At 71.4% G+C, this 24,296-nt stretch carries 24 protein-coding genes; 8 read left to right on the top strand and 16 right to left on the bottom strand.

Annotated features, from left to right (window positions below):
* Positions 1-14 precede the first annotated feature (14 nt).
* The 3 genes from ASG05_RS00310 to ASG05_RS00300 all read right to left on the bottom strand — a co-directional run bounded on the left by ASG05_RS00310 (position 15) and on the right by ASG05_RS00300 (position 3,109).
* A complete protein-coding gene (locus ASG05_RS00310; protein ID WP_056258110.1) occupies positions 15-1,343 on the bottom strand; it encodes a class II 3-deoxy-7-phosphoheptulonate synthase in 1,329 nt (442 codons plus the stop codon).
* Between the two features lie 95 nt (positions 1,344-1,438).
* On the bottom strand, positions 1,439-2,128 hold the full coding sequence (locus tag ASG05_RS00305) for a 1-acyl-sn-glycerol-3-phosphate acyltransferase (protein WP_056256033.1): 690 nt from the start codon (positions 2,126-2,128) through the stop codon (positions 1,439-1,441).
* A gap of 30 nt (positions 2,129-2,158) precedes the next feature.
* Positions 2,159-3,109, bottom strand: a complete 951-nt coding sequence (locus tag ASG05_RS00300; RefSeq protein WP_056256029.1) for an ROK family glucokinase — start codon at positions 3,107-3,109, stop codon at positions 2,159-2,161.
* Between the two features lie 101 nt (positions 3,110-3,210).
* Here ASG05_RS00300 and ASG05_RS00295 point away from each other — a divergent pair, with 101 nt between their 5' ends.
* Positions 3,211-5,049: a long-chain fatty acid--CoA ligase gene (locus tag ASG05_RS00295; RefSeq protein ID WP_056256025.1), complete on the top strand. Its 1,839-nt coding sequence runs from the start codon at positions 3,211-3,213 to the stop codon at positions 5,047-5,049.
* On the opposite strand, the gene def is transcribed toward ASG05_RS00295, so the two are convergent.
* Entirely contained in the window at positions 5,050-5,547 is a 498-nt protein-coding gene (def, locus tag ASG05_RS00290) for a peptide deformylase (protein ID WP_056256024.1), read from the bottom strand.
* Positions 5,548-5,667: 120 nt separating this feature from the next.
* Complete coding sequence (locus ASG05_RS00285) at positions 5,668-9,066, bottom strand: pyruvate carboxylase (protein WP_056256020.1); 3,399 nt, start codon at positions 9,064-9,066, stop codon at positions 5,668-5,670.
* Between the two features lie 88 nt (positions 9,067-9,154).
* Between ASG05_RS00285 and ASG05_RS00280 the strand changes: the two genes are divergently transcribed.
* Positions 9,155-9,967, top strand: coding sequence for a ParA family protein (locus tag ASG05_RS00280; protein ID WP_056256018.1), 813 nt, complete (start codon positions 9,155-9,157; stop codon positions 9,965-9,967).
* Positions 9,968-10,060: 93 nt separating this feature from the next.
* Here the strand turns inward: ASG05_RS00280 and ASG05_RS00275 are convergent, their stop codons facing one another.
* From ASG05_RS00275 to ASG05_RS00265, 3 genes are all read right to left on the bottom strand, one after another.
* Complete coding sequence (locus ASG05_RS00275) at positions 10,061-10,609, bottom strand: MerR family transcriptional regulator (RefSeq protein ID WP_043595057.1); 549 nt, start codon at positions 10,607-10,609, stop codon at positions 10,061-10,063.
* Positions 10,610-10,763: 154 nt separating this feature from the next.
* Complete coding sequence (locus ASG05_RS00270) at positions 10,764-11,462, bottom strand: MerR family transcriptional regulator (protein ID WP_056256015.1); 699 nt, start codon at positions 11,460-11,462, stop codon at positions 10,764-10,766.
* Positions 11,463-11,464: 2 nt separating this feature from the next.
* A complete protein-coding gene (locus tag ASG05_RS00265) occupies positions 11,465-11,953 on the bottom strand; it encodes an FHA domain-containing protein (RefSeq protein ID WP_056256013.1) in 489 nt (162 codons plus the stop codon).
* A gap of 231 nt (positions 11,954-12,184) precedes the next feature.
* Here ASG05_RS00265 and ASG05_RS00260 point away from each other — a divergent pair, with 231 nt between their 5' ends.
* On the top strand, positions 12,185-13,675 hold the full coding sequence (locus tag ASG05_RS00260) for a S1C family serine protease (protein WP_056256009.1): 1,491 nt from the start codon (positions 12,185-12,187) through the stop codon (positions 13,673-13,675).
* 61 nt (positions 13,676-13,736) lie between these two features.
* Here the strand turns inward: ASG05_RS00260 and ASG05_RS00255 are convergent, their stop codons facing one another.
* From ASG05_RS00255 to ASG05_RS00240, 4 genes are all read right to left on the bottom strand, one after another.
* A complete protein-coding gene (locus tag ASG05_RS00255; RefSeq protein WP_056256005.1) occupies positions 13,737-14,714 on the bottom strand; it encodes an NUDIX hydrolase in 978 nt (325 codons plus the stop codon).
* Between the two features lie 228 nt (positions 14,715-14,942).
* The gene (locus tag ASG05_RS00250) at positions 14,943-15,329 is read right to left on the bottom strand and encodes a VOC family protein (protein WP_056256003.1); all 387 of its coding nucleotides are present in this window, start codon (positions 15,327-15,329) and stop codon (positions 14,943-14,945) included.
* 88 nt (positions 15,330-15,417) lie between these two features.
* Positions 15,418-16,365 carry a DnaJ domain-containing protein gene (locus tag ASG05_RS00245; RefSeq protein WP_056256000.1) on the bottom strand — a complete coding sequence of 316 codons (948 nt, stop codon included), beginning with the start codon at positions 16,363-16,365 and terminating at the stop codon, positions 15,418-15,420.
* A 67-nt stretch (positions 16,366-16,432) separates the two neighbouring features.
* Complete coding sequence (locus ASG05_RS00240) at positions 16,433-16,840, bottom strand: TIGR02611 family protein (protein WP_082486185.1); 408 nt, start codon at positions 16,838-16,840, stop codon at positions 16,433-16,435.
* Between the two features lie 62 nt (positions 16,841-16,902).
* Between ASG05_RS00240 and ASG05_RS00235 the strand changes: the two genes are divergently transcribed.
* The 3 genes from ASG05_RS00235 to ASG05_RS00225 all read left to right on the top strand — a co-directional run bounded on the left by ASG05_RS00235 (position 16,903) and on the right by ASG05_RS00225 (position 19,372).
* Positions 16,903-17,874, top strand: a complete 972-nt coding sequence (locus ASG05_RS00235) for an aldo/keto reductase (protein ID WP_056255990.1) — start codon at positions 16,903-16,905, stop codon at positions 17,872-17,874.
* Between the two features lie 13 nt (positions 17,875-17,887).
* Complete coding sequence (locus ASG05_RS00230; RefSeq protein WP_056255987.1) at positions 17,888-18,751, top strand: aldo/keto reductase; 864 nt, start codon at positions 17,888-17,890, stop codon at positions 18,749-18,751.
* A 72-nt stretch (positions 18,752-18,823) separates the two neighbouring features.
* Complete coding sequence (locus tag ASG05_RS00225; RefSeq protein ID WP_157489988.1) at positions 18,824-19,372, top strand: YbhB/YbcL family Raf kinase inhibitor-like protein; 549 nt, start codon at positions 18,824-18,826, stop codon at positions 19,370-19,372.
* A 78-nt stretch (positions 19,373-19,450) separates the two neighbouring features.
* Here ASG05_RS00225 and ASG05_RS00220 read toward each other — a convergent pair whose 3' ends face one another.
* Genes ASG05_RS00220 through ASG05_RS00210 form a run of 3 tightly spaced genes read right to left on the bottom strand, consistent with a single transcriptional unit; the run spans position 19,451 to position 21,405 of the window.
* Positions 19,451-20,455, bottom strand: a complete 1,005-nt coding sequence (locus ASG05_RS00220) for an aldo/keto reductase family protein (RefSeq protein ID WP_056255984.1) — start codon at positions 20,453-20,455, stop codon at positions 19,451-19,453.
* A 47-nt stretch (positions 20,456-20,502) separates the two neighbouring features.
* On the bottom strand, positions 20,503-20,982 hold the full coding sequence (locus ASG05_RS00215) for a hypothetical protein (protein ID WP_056255983.1): 480 nt from the start codon (positions 20,980-20,982) through the stop codon (positions 20,503-20,505).
* Between the two features lie 3 nt (positions 20,983-20,985).
* Positions 20,986-21,405: a hypothetical protein gene (locus tag ASG05_RS00210; protein WP_056255982.1), complete on the bottom strand. Its 420-nt coding sequence runs from the start codon at positions 21,403-21,405 to the stop codon at positions 20,986-20,988.
* A 151-nt stretch (positions 21,406-21,556) separates the two neighbouring features.
* On the opposite strand from ASG05_RS00210, the gene ASG05_RS00205 reads away from it, so the two are divergent.
* Together ASG05_RS00205 and manD are read left to right on the top strand one after the other, a co-directional pair.
* On the top strand, positions 21,557-22,417 hold the full coding sequence (locus ASG05_RS00205) for an aldo/keto reductase (RefSeq protein ID WP_056255974.1): 861 nt from the start codon (positions 21,557-21,559) through the stop codon (positions 22,415-22,417).
* 104 nt (positions 22,418-22,521) lie between these two features.
* Positions 22,522-23,760 carry a D-mannonate dehydratase ManD gene (gene manD / locus ASG05_RS00200; protein WP_056255971.1) on the top strand — a complete coding sequence of 413 codons (1,239 nt, stop codon included), beginning with the start codon at positions 22,522-22,524 and terminating at the stop codon, positions 23,758-23,760.
* A gap of 27 nt (positions 23,761-23,787) precedes the next feature.
* Here manD and ASG05_RS00195 read toward each other — a convergent pair whose 3' ends face one another.
* A complete protein-coding gene (locus tag ASG05_RS00195) occupies positions 23,788-24,273 on the bottom strand; it encodes a VOC family protein (RefSeq protein ID WP_056255969.1) in 486 nt (161 codons plus the stop codon).
* Positions 24,274-24,296 lie beyond the last annotated feature (23 nt).

The raw sequence follows: 24,296 nt of genomic DNA, 5'->3' as shown, positions 1-24,296 counted from the left end.
TCATGAGGAGGCGACTAGTCGGCGGCCAGTTCTTCGGAGACGAGGAAGGCCAGTTCGAGCGACTGCATGTGGTTCAGACGCGGGTCGCAGAGCGACTCGTACCGCGTGGCGAGCGTCGCCTCGTCGATGTGCTCGGAGCCACCCAGGCACTCGGTGACGTCGTCACCGGTCAGTTCGATGTGGATGCCGCCCGGGTGGGTCCCCGCGGCACGGTGGGCCTCGAAGAAGCCCTTCACCTCGTCCATGATCTCTTCGAACCGGCGCGTCTTGTAGCCGGTGGGGGTCGTCAGGCCGTTGCCGTGCATGGGGTCGCTGACCCAGAGAGGCGTCGCGTCCGCGCCCTTGATGGCCTCGAGGAGGGGAGGCAGGGCGTCGCGGATCTTGCCTGCTCCCATGCGCGTGATGAAGGTCAGACGCCCGGGCTCGCGCTCGGGGTCGAGCTTGTCGATCAGGCGCAGCATGTCGTCGGGCGTCGTCGTCGGGCCGAGCTTCACACCGATCGGGTTGCGCACCCGGGACAGGAAGTCGACGTGGGCACCGTCGAGTTCTCGCGTGCGCTCACCGATCCAGACGAAGTGGGACGAGAGCACGTACGGCGTGCCCGTGCGCGAGTCGATGCGGGTGAGGGGGCGCTCGTAGTCCATGAGCAGCCCCTCGTGGCTCGTGTAGAACTCGACGCGCTTGAGTTCGTCGAAGTCGGCGCCCGCCGCCTCCATGAAGCGGATCGCCTTGTCGATCTCGCGGGCGAGGTGTTCGTACTGGGCGTTCGCCGGGTTGCTGGCGAAGCCCTTGTTCCAGCTGTGGACCTGGCGGAGGTCGGCGAAGCCACCCTGCGTGAAGGCGCGGATGAGGTTGATGGTCGAAGCGGAGGTGTGGTAACCCTTCACCAGCCGCGAGGCGTCCGCCCGACGGGACTCGGGCGTGAAGTCGTAGCCGTTCACGATGTCGCCGCGGTACGCCGGCAGCGTGACCCCGTCGCGGGTCTCGGTGTCGCTCGACCGCGGCTTGGCGAACTGGCCCGCCATGCGACCCATCTTGATGACCGGCACGGACGCGCCGTAGGTCAGGACGACCGCCATCTGCAGGATGGTCTTGACCCGGTCGCGGATCTGGTCGGCCGTCGCTCCGGCGAAGGTCTCGGCGCAGTCACCGCCCTGGAGCAGGAAGGCCTCACCTCGGGCAGCCGACGCGAGGCGCTCGCGCAGGGTGTCGACCTCGCCCGCGAAGACCAGCGGCGGCAGGGTGGACAGCTCGGCCGATGCGGCCTCGACGGCCGCACCGTCGTGCCAGGTGGGCTGTTGCTTGATGGGGAGCGTGCGCCAATGGTCGAGACCGTCGATCACGTCGGGATCGGTGACGACGAACGGTTCGGTGAGCTGGGCCACGGTCTTCCTTGCCAGTTGACGGTCTCGAGGCCGAACGACCTCGACAGGCGAGCCTACCGTGAAAGGGTGGGGCGCTTCTCTTTGACGCTGGTCGCGTAGACGTCGCTGTACTGCTGGCCGCTGAGCGCGTTGAGCTCGTACATGATCTCGTCGGTGATCGACCTCAGGATGAACCGGTCGCCCTCCATGCCCTCGAAGCGGCTGAAGTCGAGGGGTTCTCCGAAGACGATGCCCACCCGGTGCAGGCGGGGGATCTTGGTGCCGGTCTTCATGACCTTCTCGGTGCCGATCATGGCCACGGGGATGACGGGGACGTGCCCCTCGAGGATCATGCGGGCCACCCCCGTGCGCCCTCGGTACAGCTTGCCGTCGGGGCTGCGGGTGCCCTCGGGGTAGATTCCGAGCTGCTCGCCCCGGCGGAGCACCGACAGACCCGTCGCGAGCGACGCTTCGGACGCCTTGCCGCCCGAACGGTCGATCGAGAGCTGACCCGTGGCCGTGAAGAAGAGGCGGCTGGCCCAGCCCTTGAGCCCCTTGCCGGTGAAGTAGTCGCTCTTGGCCAGGAACGAGATGCGCCGGTCGAGTGCGAGCGGCAGGAAGATCGAGTCGACGAAGGACAGGTGGTTGCTGGCGAAGATCACGGCTCCGGACTCGGGGACGTGCTCGCGACCGCTGACCCACGGACGGAAGATCGACAGCACGAGCGGACTCGCGACCATCGTCTTCAGGAACCAGTAGAGCATCGGTGCTCCTCTCGTCGGGGCGTCGGGAGTCTAGCGGTCGGACGCGTGGAGGCGGGCGAGGTCGGCCGCCCCGACGACCCCCGCGTCGTTCACGAGCTCGGCGATCACGAACTCGGGCTCAGGGTGGTAGCCCCGCGCCGGGAGGTGCTCGAGGTACGCCGCACGAACCGGCGCGAGGAGCAGTTCGCCCGACTGGGCCACGCCCCCACCGAAGACGAAGACCTGCGGATCGAGGATCGCGCTCAGGGACGCGGCGGCCTGGCCCAGCCAGGTGCCGAGGCGTCGGAGGGCCTCGACGGCGCCCGGGTCGCCGGACTGGAGGAGGAGGCTCACGTCGTGCCCCGAGAGCTGACCCGTCTCGGCCCGGAGGTCGGCCAGGGCGCGACCGGCCCCACCCTCGTCGGCGACCTCGCCCGCGATGCGCAGCAGGGCGCGGCCCGAACCGTACTGCTCGATGCACCCTCGGGCGCCGCACCCGCAGGGCAGGCCGTCGGGGACGATGCGCATGTGGCCGAGCTCGCCACCGGTGCCGAAGCCACCGCGCAGGAGGCGGTCCTGGGCGACGATCGCGCCCCCGACGCCGGTGCCGATGGTCAGCATGGTCATGTCGCTCGCGAGACGGCCGGCGCCGAAGCGGAACTCGGCCCACCCCGCGGCGTTCGCGTCGTTGTCGATCGTGATGTGGAGGTCGAGCCGTTCGGAGAGTCGTGCCCGGAGCGGCTCGTTCCGCCACGCGATGTTCGGCGTGTAGTAGACGGTCGACTGGGCGGCGTCGATGAACCCCGGAGCCGCGACCCCCGCTGCGACGACGTCGGAGTGACGCGACTGCAGCGAGGTGATCATGTCGACGACAGCGTCGACGATCGCCCCGGCGTCGCCGGCCGGCGTCGCGACGCGCTCTTCGTCGACGATCTCACCGAATTCGGTGACCACCCCGCCCGCGATCTTCGTCCCGCCGATGTCGATTCCGATTGCCTGCACGAAGATCGAGTCTATCCTCGACGACCCGTCACCTCGGGCATCGTCTCCGGCGAGGTCACGTTAGGGTTGGACGACCATCGTTCGGTACCGAAGGAGCTGCCGTGAACGAACACATCGTCCCACCCGTCGTCCCTGCCGACCCGTCCGCCAACGCGACCGACCTCCTGCTGGCCCGGGCCGCGGCCACGCCCGACGAACCGCTCTTCTCGGTGCCCGACGGCACCGGTGGGTGGCGCGACATCACGGCCGCCGAGTTCCTCACGCAGGTGCGGGCGCTGGCGAAGGGGCTCGTCGCCTCGGGCGTCGAACCCGGCGACAAGATCGGCCTCATGTGCCGCACGCGCTACGAGTGGACCCTGATCGACTTCGCCACCTGGTTCGCCGGCGCGCTGCTCGTCCCCGTCTACGAGACGTCCTCGCCCGCGCAGGTGCACTGGAACCTCAGCGACTCCGAGGCCGTGGCCGTCATCGTCGAGACCGCCGACCACTTCTCGCGGTTCGACGAGGTGCACCCCGAGCTGCCCGCCGTGACCCGCGTCTGGCAGGTCGACCTCGGCGACCTCGACAAGCTCGCCGCGTCGGGGGTCGACGTGTCGGACGACGAGCTCGAACGACGTCGCCGCCTCGCAGTCGGCGACGACGTCGCCACCATCATCTACACGTCCGGCACCACGGGGCGGCCCAAGGGCTGTGTCCTGACGCACGCCAACTTCGTCGAGACCAGTCGCAACGCCGCGGTCGCCATGAGCGACGTCGTCGCGCCCGGGTCGTCGACCCTCCTGTTCGTCACGACGGCCCACGTGTTCGCCCGCTTCATCGCGGTGATGTCGGTCCACGCCGGGGTGAAGGTCGGCCACCAGGCCGACACGAAGCAGCTCCTGCCGTCGCTGGCGTCGTTCAAGCCCAGCTTCTTGCTCGCGGTCCCCCGCGTGTTCGAGAAGGTCTACAACTCGGCCGAGCAGAAGGCCGAGGCCGGAGGCAAGGGCAGCATCTTCCGGCAGGCCGTCGCCGTCGCGATCGCCCACAGCCGTGCACTGGACGAGGGCACGGTGCCCCTCGGGCTGAAGCTGCGCTTCGCCCTGTTCGACCGGCTCGTCTACGGCAAGCTCAAGAAGGCCATGGGTGGCAACATCCGCTACGCCGTCTCGGGTTCGGCACCGCTCGGCACGAGACTCGGCCATTTCTTCCGCAGCCTCGACATCCGCATCCTCGAGGGCTACGGGCTCACCGAGACCACGGCCCCCGCGGCCGTCAACTTGGTCTCGAAGTTCAAGATCGGCACCGTCGGCCCGGCGCTGCCCGGGGTGGGCATCCGCATCGCAGACGACGGAGAGGTGCTCGTCCAGGGCGTCAACGTCTTCGCCGGGTACTGGAAGGCGGACGCGGCGACGGCCGAGGTCATGGACGACGGATGGTTCCGCACCGGCGATCTGGGCGCGCTCGACGCCGACGGCTACCTCACCATCACCGGTCGCAAGAAAGAGATCATCGTCACGGCCGGCGGCAAGAACGTCGCTCCTGCCGTGCTCGAGGACCCCATCCGGGCCAACCCGCTCGTCGGGCAGGTCGTCGTGGTCGGCGACCAGCGGCCGTTCATCGCCGCCCTCGTCACCCTCGACTCCGAGATGCTGCCCGTCTGGTTGAACAACGCGGGCGAGGCGGCCGACATGCCCTTGGCCGAGGCCGCGTCGCATCCGAAGGTGCGCGCCGAGATCCAGCGCGCCGTCGACGCGGCGAACACCACCGTCTCGCGGGCCGAGTCGATCCGCAAGTTCGAGATCCTGCCCGTCGAGCTCACCGAGGCCGGCGGCCATCTGACGCCCAAGATGAGCGTCAAGCGCTCCGTGGTGCTCGAGGACTTCGCCCAGCAGATCGCGGACATCTACACGGCGCACCCCGACACCGAGTCCGTCCGCACGGTCACGGGGCGAGAACGCTGATCAGGCCCGCCACCAGTCGGCGGCGCGGATCTCGCGCATGGCCTCGCGCTTGGTCTCGGGCTCGAGGGTGAGCACGTAGAGCGTGCCGTCGAGGTGGTCGGTCTCGTGCTGCAGGGCCTGGGCCATGAGGCCCGTCCCCTCGAGCACGACCTTCTCGCCCGCGAGGTCGACCCCTTCGACCCGGGCGTACTCGTAGCGTGGCGTGGGGAACCAGAACCCGGGCACCGACAGGCAACCCTCGTCCACGAGCGTCTTCTCACCCGACACCTCGACGACGACGGGGTTCAACACGTACCCCACCTGCCCGTCGACGTTGTAGCTGAAGGCCCGGAGCGACACCCCGATCTGTGCGGCGGCCACGCCCGCACGGCCGGGCTCGCGCACCGTGTCGAGCAGGTCCTCGACGAGGGACGCGAGGCGCGGATCGCCGACGGTGACGGGGTCGGATGCCGATCGAAGGACGGGGTCGCCGAACAGGCGGATGGTTCTCACGCTCACGGCGCGCCTCCTGGGGTGTCTCTGGTGTGGTGGTGATGGCTTGCGGGTTCGTGCGGTGGTGTCGTGGTCGAGCGACCGGGCGCGCGGAGGACGCCCCCGTCGCCGGGTGGCGCCCGACGCCTACTCGACGACGACGAGCAGGTCGTTCGCCTCGACCTGCTGTGTGACGGGGACGGCGAGGCGGGTCACGACGCCCGCGACGGGAGACGTGATCGCCGCCTCCATCTTCATGGCCTCGATGGTCGCGACCGGTTCGCCGGGGCGGACCCGGTCGCCCACCGCCACCTTGAGGGTGACGACCCCCGAGAACGGTGCCGCCACCTGACCCGGGACGGTGCGATCGGCTTTCTCGGCCGCCGTCACCTGCACGTCGATGCCGCGGTCGCGGACGAAGACCGGGCGGAGCTGCCCGTTGAGGGTGGTCATCACGGTGCGGACGCCCTTCTCGTCGGCCTCGCCGATGGCCTCGAGGCCGACGACGAGGTCGACCCCGCGTGACACCGGCACGACGTGCTCGTGCCCCGGCCGCAGGCCGTAGAGGTAGTCGGCCGTCGACACGACCGAGAGGTCGCCGTAGGTCTCGCGGACCTGGTCGAACTGGGCCGTGGGCCCGGGGAAGAGCAGTCGGTTGAGGGTCGCCCGCCGCTCCGGCCCCGGTCTGGTGAGGGCCGTCGCGTCGACGTCGGACACGGGCGTGACCCCGATGTCGACCGTGCGCCCCTCGAGCACCTTGCTGCGGAACGGCTCGGGCCATCCGCCGGGCAGGTCGCCGAGCTCACCGGCGAGGAAGCCGACCACCGAGTCGGGGATGTCGTAGCGCGCGGGATCGGCCTCGAAGTCGGCCGGGTCGACGTCGGCGGCGGCCATCTGCAGGGCCAGGTCGCCCACGACCTTCGACGACGGGGTGACCTTCGTCGGTCGCCCGAGGATGCGGTTGGCGGCGGCGTACCAGTCCTCGACGGCCTCGAAACGGTCGCCGAGCCCCAGGGCGATCGCCTGCTGGCGGAGGTTCGACAGCTGCCCGCCGGGGATCTCGTGCCGGTACACGCGACCCGTCGGACCGGACAGCCCCGACTCGAAGGGCGCGTAGACCTTGCGGACGGCTTCCCAGTACGGCTCGAGGTCGCAGACCGCTTCGAGGGACAACCCGGTGTCGCGCTCCGTGTGCGCCAGGGCGGCGACGAGGGCCGACGCGCTGGGTTGGCTGGTCGTCCCGGCCATCGGGGCGCTGGCGACGTCGACGGCGTCGGCACCGGCACGGGACGCGGCGAGCAGGGTGGCGAGCTGGCCGCCGGCGGTGTCGTGGGTGTGCACGTGGACCGGCAGGTCGAAGTTCTCGCGCAGGGCGCCGACCAGGCGTTCCGCCGCCCCGGCGCGCAGCAGGCCCGCCATGTCTTTCACGGCGAGCACGTGGGCACCGGCCTCGACGATCTGCTCGGCCAGTCGCAGGTAGTAGTCGAGCGTGTAGAGGTCTTCGGCCGGGTCGAGCAGGTCGGCGGTGTAGCAGAGGGCGACCTCGGCGACCGTGGTGCCCGTGGCGAGGACGGCGTCGATGGCCGGACGCATCTGCGACACGTCGTTGAGCGCGTCGAAGACCCGGAAGACGTCGACCCCCTGGTCCGCCGCCTCGTGGACGAACGCCTCGGTCACCGCGGTCGGGTACGGCGTGTAGCCGACGGTGTTGCGACCGCGCAACAGCATCTGGATCGCCACGTTGGGCAACGCCTGGCGCAGCCCCGCCAGGCGCTGCCACGGGTCTTCGCCGAGGAACCGCAACGCGACGTCGTAGGTCGCCCCGCCCCAGGCCTCGACGCTCAGCAGCTCGGGCGTCGTGCGCGCGACGTGGGGCGCGACCGCGAGGAGGTCGGTCGTGCGCACCCGGGTCGCGAGCAACGACTGGTGGGCGTCCCGCATCGTCGTGTCGGTGACCGCGAGGGCCGTCTGGGCCCGCAGGGCGGACGCGAAGGCCACCGGTCCGAGCTCGAGCAGTCGCTGGCGCGACCCCCGAGGAGGCGCGCTCGACAGATCGACGGACGGCAGCTTCTCGACGGGGTCGACCGTCTGCACCCCGGGGCCGTGGGGCTGGTTGACCGTGACGTCGGCGAGCCAGGCGAGGATCTTCGTGCCGCGGTCCTTCGACACGTGCGTACGGAAGAGCCCCGGCCGTTCGTCGATGAACGAGGTGCTGAGGTCGCCCGCGGCGAAGGCGGGATCGTCGAGCACGGCCTGGAGGAACGGGATGTTCGTCGAGACCCCCCGGATGCGGAACTCGGCCAGCCCTCGCTTGGCGCGCGCGACCGCCGCCGGGAAGTCCCGGCCCCGCGCGGTCATCTTGGCGAGCATCGAGTCGAAGTGCGGGCTGATGCGGGTGCCGGGGTCGATCGTCCCGCCGTCCAGGCGGATGCCACCACCGCCCGGGCTGCGGTACGTGGTGATCTTGCCCGTGTCGGGACGGAACCCGTCGTTGGGGTCCTCGGTGGTGATGCGGCACTGCAGGGCGGCCCCGCGCAGCTGGATCTCGCCCTGTCGCAGGCCGAGTTCGGCGAGGGTCTGCCCGGAAGCGATGCGCATCTGGGTCTGCACGAGGTCGACGTCGGTGACCTCTTCGGTGACCGTGTGCTCGACCTGGATGCGCGGGTTCATCTCGATGAAGACGTGCTGCCCCGCGCGCTCCCCCGCGGTGTCGAGGAGGAACTCCACCGTGCCGGCGTTGACGTAGCCGATCGATCGGGCGAACGCCACGGCGTCGCGGTACATGGCCTGTCGGGTCGCCTCGTCGAGGTTCGGCGCGGGCGCGATCTCGACGACCTTCTGGTGGCGGCGCTGCACCGAGCAGTCGCGTTCGAAGAGGTGCACCGTCTCGCCCGTGGCGTCGGCCACGATCTGCACCTCGATGTGGCGGGGGCGGACCACCGCCTGCTCGACGAACATGGTCGGGTCGCCGAAGGCACTGTCGGCCTCGCGCATGGCGGCCTCGAGCGACGCGCGCAGGTCGCCGGGACGGTCGACCCGTCGCATGCCTCGACCACCGCCCCCGGCGACCGCCTTGACGAACACGGGGAACCCGAGCGCCTCGGCCCCCCGGACGAGCTCGTCGACGTCGCGGCTCGCCGGCGTGCTCGCCAGGACCGGCACCCCGGCCGCCGTCGCGTGCTCCTTCGCCGTGACCTTGTTGCCGGCCATCTCGAGGACGTCGGCGCCCGGCCCGATGAAGGTGATGCCGGCGGCCCGTGCCGCCTCGGCCAGCTCGGGGTTCTCGCTGAGGAACCCGTAGCCCGGGTAGATGGCGTCGGCGCCACTCTCGACCGCGACCCGGACGATCTCGGCGACGTCGAGGTACGCCCGCACGGGGTGCCCCCGTTCACCGATCTGGTAGGCCTCGTCGGCCTTGAGGCGGTGCATCGACCCACGGTCTTCGTAGGGGTACACCGCGACGGTGCGGGCACCGAGTTCGTAGGCGGCCCGGAACGCCCGGATCGCGATCTCCCCGCGGTTCGCGACGAGGATCTTGGAGAACACGCGCGGACTCTTTTCGTCGGTGGCGGTCGCACGCCGCGTCGACGTGGCTGTTGGGTGATTCAACAGTAGTGAAGGTATCGTCTGTGTCGTGCATGTACTCAGCGTCAGCTCTCTCAAAGGGGGCGTCGGCAAGACGACGGTGACGCTCGGACTCACGTCGGCCGCCTTCGCCAAGGGTCTGCGGACCCTCGTCGTCGACCTCGACCCCCAATCCGACGTCTCGACCGGCCTCGACATCACGGTCTCGGGTCACCTCAACGTGGCCGACGTCCTGGCCTCGCCGAAGGAGAAGACGGTCCGGGCCGCCATCGCCCCGAGCGGGTGGACGAAGGGCCGTCAGGGCACGGTCGACGTCATGATCGGCAGCCCCTCGGCCATCAACTTCGACGGCCCGCACCCCTCGATCCGTGACATCTGGAAGCTCGAAGAGGCACTCGCCAACGTCGAGGCCGACTACGACCTCGTGCTGATCGACTGTGCCCCGTCGCTCAACGCCCTCACCCGCACGGCCTGGGCCGCGTCCGACCGCGTCACGGTCGTCACGGAGCCGGGCCTGTTCAGCGTGGCCGCCGCCGACCGGGCCCTGCGCGCCATCGAAGAGATCCGTCGCGGCCTCTCGCCGCGCCTCCAGCCCTTGGGCATCATCGTCAACCGGGCTCGGGTGCAGTCGCTCGAGCACCAGTTCCGCATCAAAGAGCTCCGCGACATGTTCGGCCCCCTCGTCCTGTCCCCCCAGCTGCCCGAGCGCACGTCGCTGCAGCAGGCCCAGGGGGCGGCGAAGCCGTTGCACGCCTGGCCCGGCGAGAGCGCTCAAGAGATGGCTCGCAACTTCGACCAACTGCTCGAACGCATCATGCGGACGGCCAAGATCGGCGACTACGCCGAACCCGCCGCGCGCTGAGCGAAAGGCCCCCGGGGCCCGACGACGAAGGCCCCATACGATCTCGTGCGGGGCCTTCGTCGTCGGTGGGCGCGAGACGCGCGGTGTCGCGTGTCAGCTGGCGCGCGTGCCGCGCCGCGCCGCGAGTTCGTCGGACGGATCGGCGGCGGGGGTGCTGTCGATCTCGACCAGGCTCGACTCGACCTCGCGCAGCACCTTGCCGACGGCGATGCCGAAGACGCCCTGGCCACGGCTGACGAGGTCGATGACCTCGTCGTCCGACGTGCACAGGTAGACGCTGGCCCCGTCGCTCATCAGCGTCGTCTGGGCGAGGTCGTTGACGCCGGCCTCGCGCAGCTGGTTGACGGCCGTGCGGATCTGCTGCAGCGAGATGCCCGTGTCGAGGAGGCGCTTGACGAGCTTGAGGACGAGGATGTCGCGGAACCCGTAGAGGCGCTGCGACCCGGAGCCGGCAGCCCCGCGGATCGTGGGCTCGACGAGTTCGGTGCGGGCCCAGTAGTCGAGCTGGCGGTAGCTGATGCCGGCCGCCTTGGCCGCGACCGTGCCGCGGTAGCCGCTGTCGGCGTCGTGTTCGGGCAGGCCGTCGGTGAAGAGCAGGCCCAGCTCGTAGCGGGATTCCTCGGGGGAACCTGACTCACTCATGCTGTTGCCTTCCACGTTCTTCTTCCGGAGCTCAACGTTCAACATCGGGTTGATGGTTGTACAGGACTCACGGTACCCACAACGGGGAGCTGCCTGGGCGACATCCGCTCCGACGGGTCGGCGTGTCGAGAATATTCGCCCGGAGGGTGGGCGTCTAGGCGTCGAGGCGTCCGAGCGCGGACCGGACGAGCCCCGATCGGACCACGTCGACCTGCGCCGCCAGCTCGCGGGAGAGCTCGGCGACACGAGCCCGCGAGGCCGCGTCGTGCTTCCGCGCGAGCGGCGCCAGGGCCGTCTCGATGAGGCCGAGCTCGCGGTCGACCGACGCGCGGACCGGGCGCAGGTGTCGCGGCTCGATGCCGGACTTGCCGAGCTCGACCAGTGCCGAGAGGACCGTCACCGAGTCGTCGCCGTACCGACCGGAGGCCGGCAGGAGGGACGCCGACACGGCTTCGTCGAGGAGGCCGGCCGGAGCACCGGCCTCGCGCAGCAGCTCGTCACGGCCCAGTCGCCGTCCGTGCGTGACGATCGAGACGGGTGCGGCGCCGGAGGGCAGGGACGACGGCCGGCCGGCGTCGAGGTCGGCCAGGTGCTGACGGATGACCTTGAGGGGCAGGTAGTGGTCGCGCTGCAGGCCCAGGATGAAGCGGAGTCGTTCGACGTCCGCCGGGGAGAACTTGCGGTAGCCGGACGGAGTGCGCACCGGGGTGACCAGCTCGCGTTCTTCGAGGAAGCGCAGCTTGCTGTTCGACAGGTCGGGGAACTCGGGCTTGAGCCGTGAGAGGACCTGCCCGATCGTCAACAGGTCGGACGGCCCGGTCTGCGACGACCGGGCGACGGCGGTGCGGGGCACGACTACTTGATCGCCAGGTTCGCGAGATCGACCCGCGATGCGTAGAACGTCAGGCGGAACTTGCCGACCTGGACCTCGGCCCCGTCGGCGAGACGGGCCTCGTCGATGCGGACCCCGTCGAAGTACGTGCCGTTCAACGACCCCAGGTCGCGCACGCTGAACGAGGTGCCCTCGCGGCGGAACTCGGCGTGCTTGCGGCTGACCGTGACGTCGTCGAGGAAGATGCCGGCGTCGGGGTGGCGACCGGCGACGGTGACGTCGGAGTCGAGGAGGAACCGCGCACCGATGTTCGGGCCACGGCGGACCACGAGCAATGCGGAGCCCGAGGGCAGTGCGGCGACGGCGTCACGCTCGTCGGTGGACACGCCGCCCTCGAGAGCGGCCAGTTGTGCCTGGAACTCTTCGTTGAAGCTGAGGGTCGTGTCGACCTCGCGAGGGGCGCCGGGAGCGCGGTCCTGCTCGCCGGGTGCCGGGTTGGCGGGCTCTGCCATCGTGGACCTCCTTTGACGTCCCAGCGTATCGGAACTCCGACCCTCGTCGAGAACCGATTTCGCAGCTGGCTCGTCCGGACGGCAGCCCCCGGAAAGCGGAGGCCGCCTCGATCTCGCTCACCGCGCCTCCACATGCGACTCCCGACCGCTTCGAGGCCTCGTCATAGGTATCTCTTGGGATCGCCCCGTTCCATGGACCCATCGTCACCACCACGCCACAGGAGGCACACCATGAACGACCGAGACGGCGACGCCACGACCGGCACCCCGAACGACGCGACGCCCACGACCCCCGCCGCGTCGACCCCCGAGCAGCCCGCCGAGGCACGGACGCTCCCCCACGTCTCCGGCTCGTCCGACGCGCGATACGTGTCGGCCGCACCGACCTGGATGGCCGGTGACGACTCGCACCAGTCCTACGACGCCACGTCCGTCACCCCGCCGGCGGGCGGCGCCGGTGACGGCGCCCCGGGAACGGTGCCCCCGGCCTTCGGCGGCCCGGCCGGACCGCGCCGGTCCAAGAAGTGGCTGGCCCTCACCGGGGCGGCCGCGGCCTTCGTCATCGTCGCGGGTGCGGCAGGCGGCGGGGCCTACGCCGCGGGCCGGACGGCCGGTGCCGCCGCGGCCCAGGCCGCGAGCGAACGCCAGGCGCTCGAGCTGCTGCCCCAACTCACGCAGCCCGGAAGCGGGTCGGACGGCTCGACCTCGCCGTTCGGTGGATCGACGCCGCAGGGCGGGTCGTCGCAGGGCGGGTCGTCGCAGGGCGGGTCGACCTCGCAGGGCTCGTCGACCCAGAGCAGCGCCACCGCGGCGACCGACGACGAGAAGGCCGGCGTCGTCACCATCGTCTCGACCCTGAACTACGACGCCTCGTACAAGTCGGCGGGCACGGGCATGATCCTGACCTCGGGCGGACTCGTCCTGACCAACAACCACGTCGTCCAGGGCGCCACCAGCATCCAGGTGACCGTCGAGTCGACGGGGAAGACCTACACGGCCGACGTCGTGGGCACCGACGCGACCAACGACGTGGCCGTGCTGAAGCTGCAGGACGCGACGGGCCTCGACCCGGTGAGCTTCGACTCGTCGGGCGACGTCGCCACCGGGGACGCCGTGCACTCGACGGGCAACGCCGAGGGCACGGGTGACCTCGTCACCGCCCAGGGCACCGTGCGGGCGACGGACCAGTCGATCACCGTGCAGAGCGAGTCCGGCTCGGGCACCGAGTCGCTCTCGGGCCTGATCGAGGTGGACGCGGACGTGGTCTCGGGTGATTCAGGCGGCCCGCTGCGCGACGCCGACGGCGACGTCGTGGGCATCGTGACCGCGGCGTCCCAGGGGTCGTCGACCGTCACCGGGTACGCCATCCCCATCGACCACGCCCTCGCGATCGCGAAGCAGATCGAGTCGGGCACGGGCAGCTCGACCGTGCAGATCGGACTGCCCGCCTTCCTCGGGGCGCAGATCTCGAGCACGGCCACGGGCACTGCGGGCGGCGTCACGATCGCGGGAACGGTCGAGGGAAGCGCCGCGGCGTCGGCAGGGCTCGTCGCGGGCGACGTCATCACGGCGGTGGACGGGACGCCCGTCGCCGACGCGTCGGCCCTCACGGCGGCGATCCAGGCCCACGAGTCGGGAGACCAGGTCTCGGTGACCTGGACCGACGCCGCCGGGGCCTCGCACACCGCGACCGTCACGCTGGGCGACGGCCCCGCCGCCTGATCCCCCGGCCACGACCGCACGACGGCCCGTCCCACCCCGGTGGGACGGGCCGTCGTGCGTCTCAGTCGAGTCCGACCGCGCGCCGGAACGCCCCGGGGCGGAGGACGACTGCTCCCTCGGCACGGACCGAGTCGGCCAGGGCTTGGTCCGCGGTCACGACGACCACGCGGGGCACGGGGCCCGGCGCCGCGAGGAGAGACCGCACCCGGGCCACCACGGCCGAGTCGCCGTCCGTCTCGGCTCGGACGACGGTCACGGCGTCGAACGCGTCGCCGACCGCGCGGGCCTCGCCTTCGACGACCGCGGTCACCGTGGGCCAGCGCCAGGTCGGCGCCCCCGGCGGCTCGGTGGCGGAGTCGTCCGCGAAGGCACGGGCGTCGCTGCCCGCGGCCGACGCCGGCGCGGCCGAGCGGCCCGCGGACGACTCGTCCCCGTCCGGCGTCAGCGACGAGGCGGCGACACCGGCACGGGCGCTGCGCGACAGGACGGCGAGCAGCCGATCGGTGGCACCGACGCGGTCGCGCCACCACCCGTCGGGCCGCGAGCCCAGGACGTTGGCGACGTCCACGACGACGTGGACCTCGCTCTCGAGTTCGGCGCGGAGCCTCGGCCAGGACGCCGCGAACCCCGGGTGCAGCGGCAGGTCGGCCACGTCGTCGGCCGCGACCCAGCCGAGGGCGATGCTCTCGGGGTCGGAGACGACCGGTTCGAACGGCCGGAGCGCCCGGGCGACGACGGTCGTGTACGACCAGAAGCCCAGGTCGAGCGTGGACGAGAAGAGCAGCCGCAGCGCGTCGCCCGGGACGGCGGCTTCTTCGCCGCTCTCGCGCAAGGCACCCTCGACGGCGCTCTCGTCGTGGTGACGCGCGCCCCCCGGCAGCCCCCAGGTGCCCCCGAAGTGGCTCCAGTCGGCCCGGTGCTGCAGCAGCACCCGGCCGCCCTCGTCGACGACGAGCAGCCCCGCGGCCCCGGCGCGGCCCCAGAACCGGCGCCCGTCGGGGGCCTCGACCCAGCCGTCCGCGGGCTCGTGCGTGTTCACACGGACGAGCTTGCCACAGCGACCGGGAGGCGGTGCTCGCGTCCGCGACGCCGGTCGCCTCGAGCGCCCGGCCGGTCGCGTCCCGACCCAACCGATGCGCCGACGCGCTCCGAAGGAACACCTGGGACTGGCCCGGAACCCGATGCCGGGCCAGTCCTGCCCGTCTCGGGTGCCGCGCCTCCACCGGCGTCCGGCGCCGCGCCTCCTCGGTCCGCCCCGGGCGGAGCCCTAGGGCTGCTGCACCGAGAAGACGTTGCCGGCCGGATCGGTGAACCAGGCGATGTCGGGCCCCATGCCGACGCTGCGGCCGCGCAGGACGCCCCGTCCGTCGGCGTGGCCGCCGTAGTGCTGCGGCTCGAGCCCGGAATCGGCCAGGTCGTCGAGGGCCGCGTCGAGGTCGTCGACGACGAGGTTCAGCACGGTGTACGACGCCGGTACGTGGTCGGGCTTGCCGTAGACGAAGACCCACGCGGCGCCTCCCGGCAGACGGAGGCGGACCATCTGACCCTCGACGACGACCTCGGTCTCGAGGCCGAGGACGTCACGGTAGAACGAGACGGCCGCGGCCACGTCGTCGACGCTGAAGCCGGAGTAGCCGGACTGCGGACGGAACACGGGGTGCCCCTCTCTCGGACGGGGACGACCGACCGACGCCGGCGTCACGCCCAGCGTGCACCCTGCGCGGCTCGCGCACCAGCCCCGGTCAGACGAAGCGGATGGCCTGCTGCAACCGGGCCCGGACCTCGAAGACGTCGGAGATGCTCGTGCGGTCACCGAGTTCGGGCCCGTGACGTAGCACCTGCGGCAACAACGAGCGCCGGAGCACCCAGGTGCCCCCGGCCCGACGCCCGACCTTCTCGAGGGCGGGCGCGAAGTCGTCGTCCGGCACGACGATCAGCTGAGCCGTGAACGAGACGCGGGTCTCGCGACGGACGGCGCGGGCCTGTCGCGTGAGGTCGCGCACGGGCTCCTCGTCGTCGGGGATGCCCCGACCGACGAGCTCGCCGCGGGACACCTGCACCTCGCTGCCCCAGTCGGATGACTGGATCGCGAACAGCCCGGACGGGCCGAGCACGACGTGGTCGAGCTTGCCCTCGGCGCCGGCGTCGACGTCGCTCCAGATCGTGAACCCGATGCCGAGCTCGGTGACGGCGGCGACGGTGGCCTCCTCGGCCATCGCGTCAGCCAGGACGTGGCGGATCTCGGGAGGCGCGGTGCGGACGAGGCGCTCGTCGTACGGGTCGTCGAGGGGAACGCCCCGACCGACCCACTCGCGCATCAGGCCGAGGTACCGCTCGCGGTTCGCGCCTCCCGGGTGCCCGTGGACGCGGGCCTTGGGCTTGGAGTCGGTGCGGGCGGGCTCGCGGGGTGGCGGCGACCACCCGGGGGCGCTCGACCCGGCCGACCGCGCGCTGCCCGACGGAGCGGTGCTGCGCGAGCCCGAGCCGCGGTCGTAGTCGGCGCGGGCCTCGGGCGTGCCGACCTGCTGCCAGGCGTGCTGGAGGTCGCGGAACGCCTGGGCCGTGCCGCCGAGGTCGGGGTGGGTCTGGCGAGCGAGGCGCCGGTAGGCCCGACGCAGCTCGTCGGTCGACGCCGTCGACGGCACGCCGAGCACCTCGTAGGGCGTGGCGGAGGCGGGGCTGGGCGTCACGACGGCGACCTTACCGAACGCCTCCTGGGCGACGGGTCGGTGCCCGGGCCCGGGATGGTTCGGCCGATCACCGCGTCGGCGTGGCCGCCGGTCGCGTGGCGGTGGCCCGGCGGGCGGAGCGGGCGACGCGCCAGGCGCGCCAGCGGAGCCGTGCCCGGCGGACGAGGCGACGCACCCACTGCGTGATGCGGTGCGCCGCCGGGAACTCGGTGCCCAGCAGGGCCACCCCGAGGAAGACGACGAGCCAACCCGGACCGGGCAGCGGCACGAGGATCAGACCGACCACGACGACGAGGCCGCCGAGCACGCCGACGCCGACCTTGTAGAGCAGTCGGAGCCGGGGACGGGAGTCGAGCCGGAGGCGCATGCGGGCATGGGCTTCGTGGAGCGCGCGTCGCCGGCGCCCGCGATGCGGTGCACGATCGTGAGGGGGCGTCGGCGGGATGCCGTCCGGGCTCTCGGGCTGCTCGGTCATGGACCCGACGCTAAGGGGCGTTCCTGTGAGCGACACCGTGGAGGAGGGGGTAACCAGGGAACATGGATTACACACACCTCGGACGCACAGGGTTGTCCGTCTCACGGGCCGTGCTCGGCACGATGAACTTCGGGCCGCAGACCACGGAGGACGACTCCCACGCGATCATGGACCGGGCCCACGAGCTCGGCGTCAACTTCTTCGACACGGCGAACGTCTACGGCTGGGAGAAGGGCGAAGGCATCACCGAGCAGATCATCGGGCGGTGGTTCGCCCGCGGCGGGGGGCGACGGGAGAAGACCGTCCTCGCCACCAAGCTGTACGGCGACATGGGCGACTGGCCCAACGACGGCAAGCTCAGCGCGCTGAACATCCGCCGCGCCCTCGACGCGAGCCTCTCGCGCCTGCAGACGGACCACATCGACCTCTACCAGTTCCACCACGTCGACCGCGAGACGCCTTGGGACGAGATCTGGCAGGCCATGGAGGTCGCCGTGCAGCAGGGCAAGGTGCTGTACGTCGGCAGCAGCAACTTCGCGGGCTGGCACATCGCCCAGGCGCAGGAAGCCGCGAAGGCCCGGCACTTCACGGGGCTCGTGAGCGAGCAGTCGATCTACAACCTCATCGTGCGTGACGTCGAACGGGAGACCCTGCCCGCGGCCCGCCACTACGGTCTCGGCATGATCCCGTGGTCGCCACTGAACGGTGGACTGCTGGGTGGCGTCATCGAGAAGACGGAGGAGGGCTCGCGTCGCCTCGAGGGACGTAGCGCCGACTACGTCGCCGCCCACCGTGAGCAGCTCGAGGCCTACGAGGCCTTCGCGCGTGAACTCGGCCACGCCCCGGGCGAGGTCGCCCTCGCGTGGCTGCTGCACCAGCCGGGCGTCACCGGGCCGATCACCGGCCCGCGGACCATGGCACAACTGGAGTCGGCGGTCGCTGCCGTCGACGTCGAGCTGGACGAGGCCGCGCTGGCGCGGCTGGACGAGATCTTCCCCGGGCACGACACGTCGCCCGAGGACTACGCGTGGTGAACCGGAGGACGACATGAAGACCAGGACCATCGGAGACGTGACGGTCAGTGCCATCGGCTTGGGCGGGATGCCCCTGTCGATCGAGGGCCGACCCGACGAGAAGCAGGGCATCGCGACCATCCACGCCGCGCTCGAACAGGGCGTCACCCTGATCGACACGGCCGACGCCTACCACCAGGCGGGCAAGGACGAGGTCGGCCACAACGAGTTGCTCATCGCCAAGGCACTGAAGAGCTACCACGCCGACACCGACCAGGTGCTCGTCGCCACCAAGGGCGGTCACCTGCGCCCCGAGGCGGGTGCGTGGGCGCAGAACGGCGACCCGGCGTACCTGAAGGAGGCCGCGAAGGCCTCGGCCAAGCGGCTCGGGGTCGAGACCATCGGCCTGTACCAGTTCCACCGGCCGGACCCCGCCGTCCCCTACGCCGACTCGATCGGGGCCCTGGTCGAGCTGCTCGACGAAGGCGTGATCCGCATGGCGGGCATCTCGAACGCGACGCCGGAACAGATCCGCGAGGCGAACGACGTCCTCGACGACCGGCTCGTCTCGGTGCAGAACCAGTACTCGCCCGCCTTCCGGTCGAGCGAGGTCGAGCTCGCGCTGTGCGACGAGATGGGCATCGCGTTCTTGCCGTGGAGCCCGCTCGGCGGCATCACGAACGCCGGTGAGCTCGGCGCCAAGCACGCCGTGTTCGCCGAGATCGCCAACGCCCGACGGGTGACCCCGCAGGTGCTCACCCTCGCGTGGGAGCTCGCGAAGTCCGAACTCGTGATCCCCATCCCGGGGTCGACACGGCCTCAGACGATCATGAACTCCGCGACCGCGACGTCGATCAAGCTCTCGGCCGACGAGATCCAGCGGCTCGACGCCGCCTGACCCGATCACCGGTGCGCCCGCCCCTCGGGGCGGGCGCACCGCCACGACCACCCCAACCGACGAGGAGAAACCATGGCCGACGCCAACCTGACCCGCCCCTACGACATCATCGGCATCGTGCCCGAGTTCGAGCTCACGAGCACCGACATCACCGACGGCGGCGAGCTGCGACGCCCGCAGGTGAGCGGCATCATGGGCCCCGGCGGCGATGACGCCAGCCCGCAGCTGAGCTGGTCCGGAGCACCCGAGGGCACCAAGAGCTACGCCGTCACGATCTACGACCCTTACGCGCCCACGGGCTCAGGCTTCTGGCACTGGGCCGTGGCCGACCTGCCAGGGGACACGACCGAGTTGCCGTCGGGCGCGGGCGACGACCAGGGGTCCGGCCTGCCCGAGGGCGCGATCCAGCTGAAGAACGACGGAGGCCTGGCCCGCTACGTCGGCGCGGCCCCGCCCGAGGGCCACGGTCCGCACACGTACTTCGTGGCCGTGCACGCCCTCGACGTCGAGAAGATCGGCGTCGACGAGACCGCAAGCCCGGCGTACCTCGGCTTCAACCTGCACTTCCACACCCTGGCTCGCGCCGTCATCTCGGCCACCTTCGAGGTGCCCGCGGCCTGACCCGACACCCCGGGGACGACACGACGACGCCCCGCCACGAGATCGTGGCGGGGCGTCGTCGCGCGTCAGAGGCCGGCGTCAGGCCTCGCGGCCGCTCGGCATCTGGGTCTTGCGCGGGTCGGTCTCGGCCAGGCCCTCGAAGATCGACTCGATGCGCGAGAGGACGTCGGCCTCGAGCGTGACGCCCGACGCCTTCGCGTTCGACTCGACCTGTTCGGGGCGCGACGCCCCGATGATGGCCGACGCGACGTTCTCGTTCGCGAGCACCCACGCCAACGACAGCTGGGCCTGCGTCAGCCCCAGGTCGGCCGCGATCGGTTCGAGCTGGGCCACGGCGTCGAGGACGTCGTCGCGCAGCCAGCGCTCGATCATGCCCGCGCCACCCTTCTGGTCGGTCGCCCGGCTGCCCTCTGGCAGCTCGGCACCGACCTTGTACTTGCCCGTCAGCACGCCCTGGGCGACGGGCGACCAGACGATCTGCGAGATGCCGAGCTCGGTGGAGGCGGGGACCACCTCGTCCTCGATGACCCGCCAGAGCAGCGAGTACTCCGGCTGGTTCGAGACGAGCTGGATCTTGAGCTCACGGGCGAGGGCGTGCGCCTCGCGGAGCTGCTCGGCGTTCCACTCCGAGACGCCGACGTAGAGGATCTTGCCCTGGCGGACCAGGTCGGCGAAGGTCTCCATCGTCTCGTCGAGCGGCGTCTCGACGTCGTACCGGTGTGCCTGGTAGAGGTCGACGTAGTCGGTCTGGAGACGCTTCAGCGACCCGTCGATCGACTCGGTGATGTGCTTGCGGCTGAGCCCGGTGTCGTTGTGCCCCTTCGGGCCGGTCGGACCGTAGACCTTCGTGAAGATCTCGAGGGACTCGCGACGCTCGCCCTTCAGCGCCTCGCCCAGGACGGTCTCGGCCTGCGTGTTGGCGTAGACGTCGGCGGTGTCGAACGAGCTGATGCCGACGTCGAGGGCGGCGCGGACGCAGCGCGTCGCCGTGTCGTTCTCGACCTGCGAGCCGTGGGTGAGCCAGTTGCCGTAGGTGAGCTCGCTGACCTTGAGCCCGCTGTTTCCGAGGTACCTGAACTTCATGACGACCTTTCTCGGTGGTGCCGCGTCGATGCGGCACCCGGTCGACGCTAGTCACGGGCCGCCCCGGCCGCCCGGTCGCGGAGCCCGTCGGGCACCGTGAAGCCCGAGGGCGTGCGGTGCCAGAAGGCCCGCAGCCGGAGCGGCCCGGCACGGAGCGACCGGGCGATGCCCGACGCCCAGACGTCGACGGCGAGCCGGTCGACGTGGTCGTCGTCGACGGTCTGCCAGACGCAGACCATCTGCCGGGCCCTGACCCGCAGGCCCTGGTGACGCCAGAGGTCGACGAGTTCGTCGACGTCGGGCCGACGAGGCAGGCGCGGAACGCCGTGCAGCCGACCCGCGGGGGCGAGCTGTCGGCCGTCGGCGGCGAGGAAGGCGAAGTGGACGACGTCGCGATCGCACCTCTCGGCGCACAACCGGGTCGCATGGTCGAGCAGGGCCTGCTCGTCGGCGTCGGCTGCGAGGACGGGGAGGCGCAGGAGGTCGGGATCGGGATCGACGGGAACGGAGCTGCCGCGGACGCGCACCCCTCAGCCCACCGGAAGCAGGGGACGGACGTCGGACGGGGTGCGACGCATCGGCGGGAGGACGGTCAGGTCGCCGGGCTCGATCACGGACAGGATCGCCGCGGCCCACCGCTGGTCGTCACACGACGCCGAGAGCGACTCGTCGGGGCTCTGCCACACGAGGAGGACGGCCGTGGCGTCGACCCACGCCGCCACCTCGACGATGCGGAGCGCGATCGTGCCGATCCGGTCACGGTCGGGCTCGACCGGGAGGCCGCCGAGGGCGACGGGCGGCGCGACGGGGACGCCGTCGGGCCCGAGGTACATCCAGAGCAGGGCCCGTTCGTCGGACGGCTCGAGGCAGAACTCGTGGACGAAGACCTCGAGCTGCTCGTCTGTGGGGTGGGGGGCGAGGACGGGAGGGTAGGTGTCGGTGAACGTCATGGGACTAGGCTGGCGGCCCCGGTGTCGACGGTGGCACGCGGCCGGCTGGCCTGTGGATGACCTCGGCGGCCGTCGAACTGGGGAGGAGACGACCGGGCGACGGCACGGCGCCCGGCCCCGCCGCCCCGAGCGGCGACTACCATCCCCCGGCATGACGACCCCCGCCACCCCCACGAACCCCGCCGTCGCCCTGCCGGACGGCCGCGTCGTCCCGGCGCTCGGCCAGGGCACCTGGAACCTCGGCGACGACCCCCGCCGTCGTGAGGCCGAGATCGCGGCCCTGCGCGCCGGGATCGACGCCGGGCTCACGATGGTCGACACGGCCGAGATGTACGGCGGCGGTCGATCGGAGTCGCTCGTCGGCGAGGCGATCTCCGGACGTCGCGACGAGGTGTTCCTGGTGAGCAAGGTGCTGCCGAGCAACGCCTCGCGCCAGGGCACGGTGGACGCCTGTCACGCCAGCCTCGAGCGACTGGGCACCGACCGCCTCGACCTCTACCTGCTGCACTGGCGCGGACGTCACCCCCTCGCCGAGACGGTCGAGGCCCTGGAGGCGCTGGTCGCCGAGGGCGCGATCGGCGGCTGGGGCGTCAGCAACTTCGACGCCGACGACCTGCACGAGCTGCTCTCGGTGCCCGGTGGCGAGAACGTCCAGACGAACCAGGTGCTCTACAACCTGGCCCGCCGCGGACCCGAGTTCGACCTGCTGCCCTGGGCGCGCGAGCACGGCGTGCCGCTGACCTCGTACTCCCCCGTCGACGGCGGCGAGCTGCTCGGGCACCCGGTGCTCGCGCAGGTGGCGACCGACCTCGGCGTCTCGCAGGCCCAGCTCGCCCTCGCGTGGGTGCTCCGGCTCGTGCCCGACCTCATGGTCGCCGTGAAGGCGGGCACGGCCGAGCACACCCTCGAGAACGCGGCCGCCCTGGCGATCGACCTCGACGACCAGGCCTTCGTGCAGCTCGAGCGGGCGTTCCCCGCACCGACGACCGGGGTGCCGCTCGAGATGCGGTGACCCGCGCCTCCGGGGCTCGCCTCGCGCTCGCCCATGCACCAGAGTGGAGTGACCAGCCCGGCTGACATCGATGTCAGCCGGACGCGAGCTCCAGAGGACACCGCATGATCATCGACAAGGCCGACGTCATCGTCACCAGCCCCGACCGCAACTTCGTGACGCTGAAGATCACGACCTCCGACGGCGTCACCGGCCTGGGCGACGCCACCCTGAACGGTCGTGAGCTCGCCGTGGTCGCCTACCTGACCGAGCACGTCGTGCCCCTGCTGATCGGGCGCGACCCCGCCCGCATCGAGGACACCTGGCAGTTCCTGTACCGCAGCGCCTACTGGCGTCGCGGGCCGGTCACCATGGCCGCGATCGCCGCCGTCGACGTCGCGCTGTGGGACATCAAGGCCAAGGTCGCCGGACTGCCCCTCTACCAACTGCTCGGCGGCGCGTCGCGCACCGGCCTGCTGACCTACGGCCACGCCTCGGGCAAGGACCTGCCCGAGCTCTTCGACAGCGTCCGCGACCACCAGGAGCAGGGCTACAAGGCGATCCGCGTCCAGACCGGCGTGCCCGGCCTGACGTCGATCTACGGCATCGCCTCGAACGCCACCTTCGACGCCAACAGCGGCGTGCGCTACGACCACGAGCCCGCGCAGCGCGGCGCCCTGCCGGCCGAGGAGGACTGGGACACCCGGTCGTACCTGCGGCACGTGCCCACCGTCTTCGAGGCGGTGCGGAACGAGTTCGGCCCCGAGATCCCGCTGCTGCACGACGGCCACCACCGCATGACGCCGATCCAGGCGGCCCGGCTCGGCAAGAGCCTCGAGCCCTACGACCTGTTCTGGCTCGAGGACGTCACCCCGGCCGAGAACCCCGAGGCCCTGCGGCTGGTCCGCCAGCACACGACGACCCCGCTGGCGATCGGCGAGATCTTCAACACCGTCTGGGACTACCAGCAGATCATCCGCGAGCAGCTGATCGACTACGTGCGGAGTGCCGTGACGCACACGGGCGGCGTCACCCACCTCAAGAAGGTGCTCGACTACGCCTCGCAGTACCAGATCAAATCGGGCATGCACGGGCCGACCGACATCTCGCCGGTGGGCATGGCCGCCGCGATGCACCTGGGCCTCGCCATCCACAACTTCGGCATCCAGGAGTACATGAAGCACGGCGCGAGGACCGACGAGGTCTTCCGGCAGAGCTTCACCTTCGAGGGCGGCATGCTGCACCCGGGCGAGCAACCCGGCATCGGCGTCGAACTGGACGAACGGGCTGCGGCCGCGTACCCGTACGCCCAGGCCTACCTGCCCTACAACCGGCTGGCCGACGGCACGGTCCACGACTGGTGACGAGGAGGCGCGGCGCGCGCGAGAGCGTCAGTCACCCTCGTAGGCAGCCGCCAGGTCGGCGATGACGAGCCTGTTCATGCCCATCATCGCGGCCATGGCGCGGGCGGCGCCCTCGGGGTCGGGGCCGCCCAGGTAGCGGTCCATGACGGTGGGGACGACCTGCCAGGAGAACCCCCAGCGGTCCGTGACCCAACCGCACCGCCCCTCCTGCCCGCCGTCGGCGGCGAACGCGTCCCAGTAGTGGTCGAGCTCGTCCTGGGTCTCGACCGAGATCGAGAACGAGGTCGCCTCGGTGGGCCGCGGGCCGCCGTCGCCGCCGTTCAGCAGGCGGTACGGCTGGCCGTCGAGCTCGAGGTCGACGACCAACGCCTGACCGGCCATGGCCTGGTCGGGGAAGTCCTCGGGGTAGCGCGAGACGTCGGTGACGCGTGACGCCGGGAACAGGCCGACGTAGAAGTCGGCCGCGGTCTCGATGTCACGACCGAACCAGAGCGTGGGGGTGATGCGGGGCATGGCGCGCCTCCTCGGGCTGTGCC

It is taken from the genome of Frigoribacterium sp. Leaf186 (genome assembly GCF_001423905.1).
Taxonomy (GTDB): Bacteria; Actinomycetota; Actinomycetes; order Actinomycetales; family Microbacteriaceae; genus Frigoribacterium.
The sequence above is the reverse complement of the archived record's forward strand: the minus strand, read 5'-3'. Positions and strand labels throughout refer to the sequence as shown.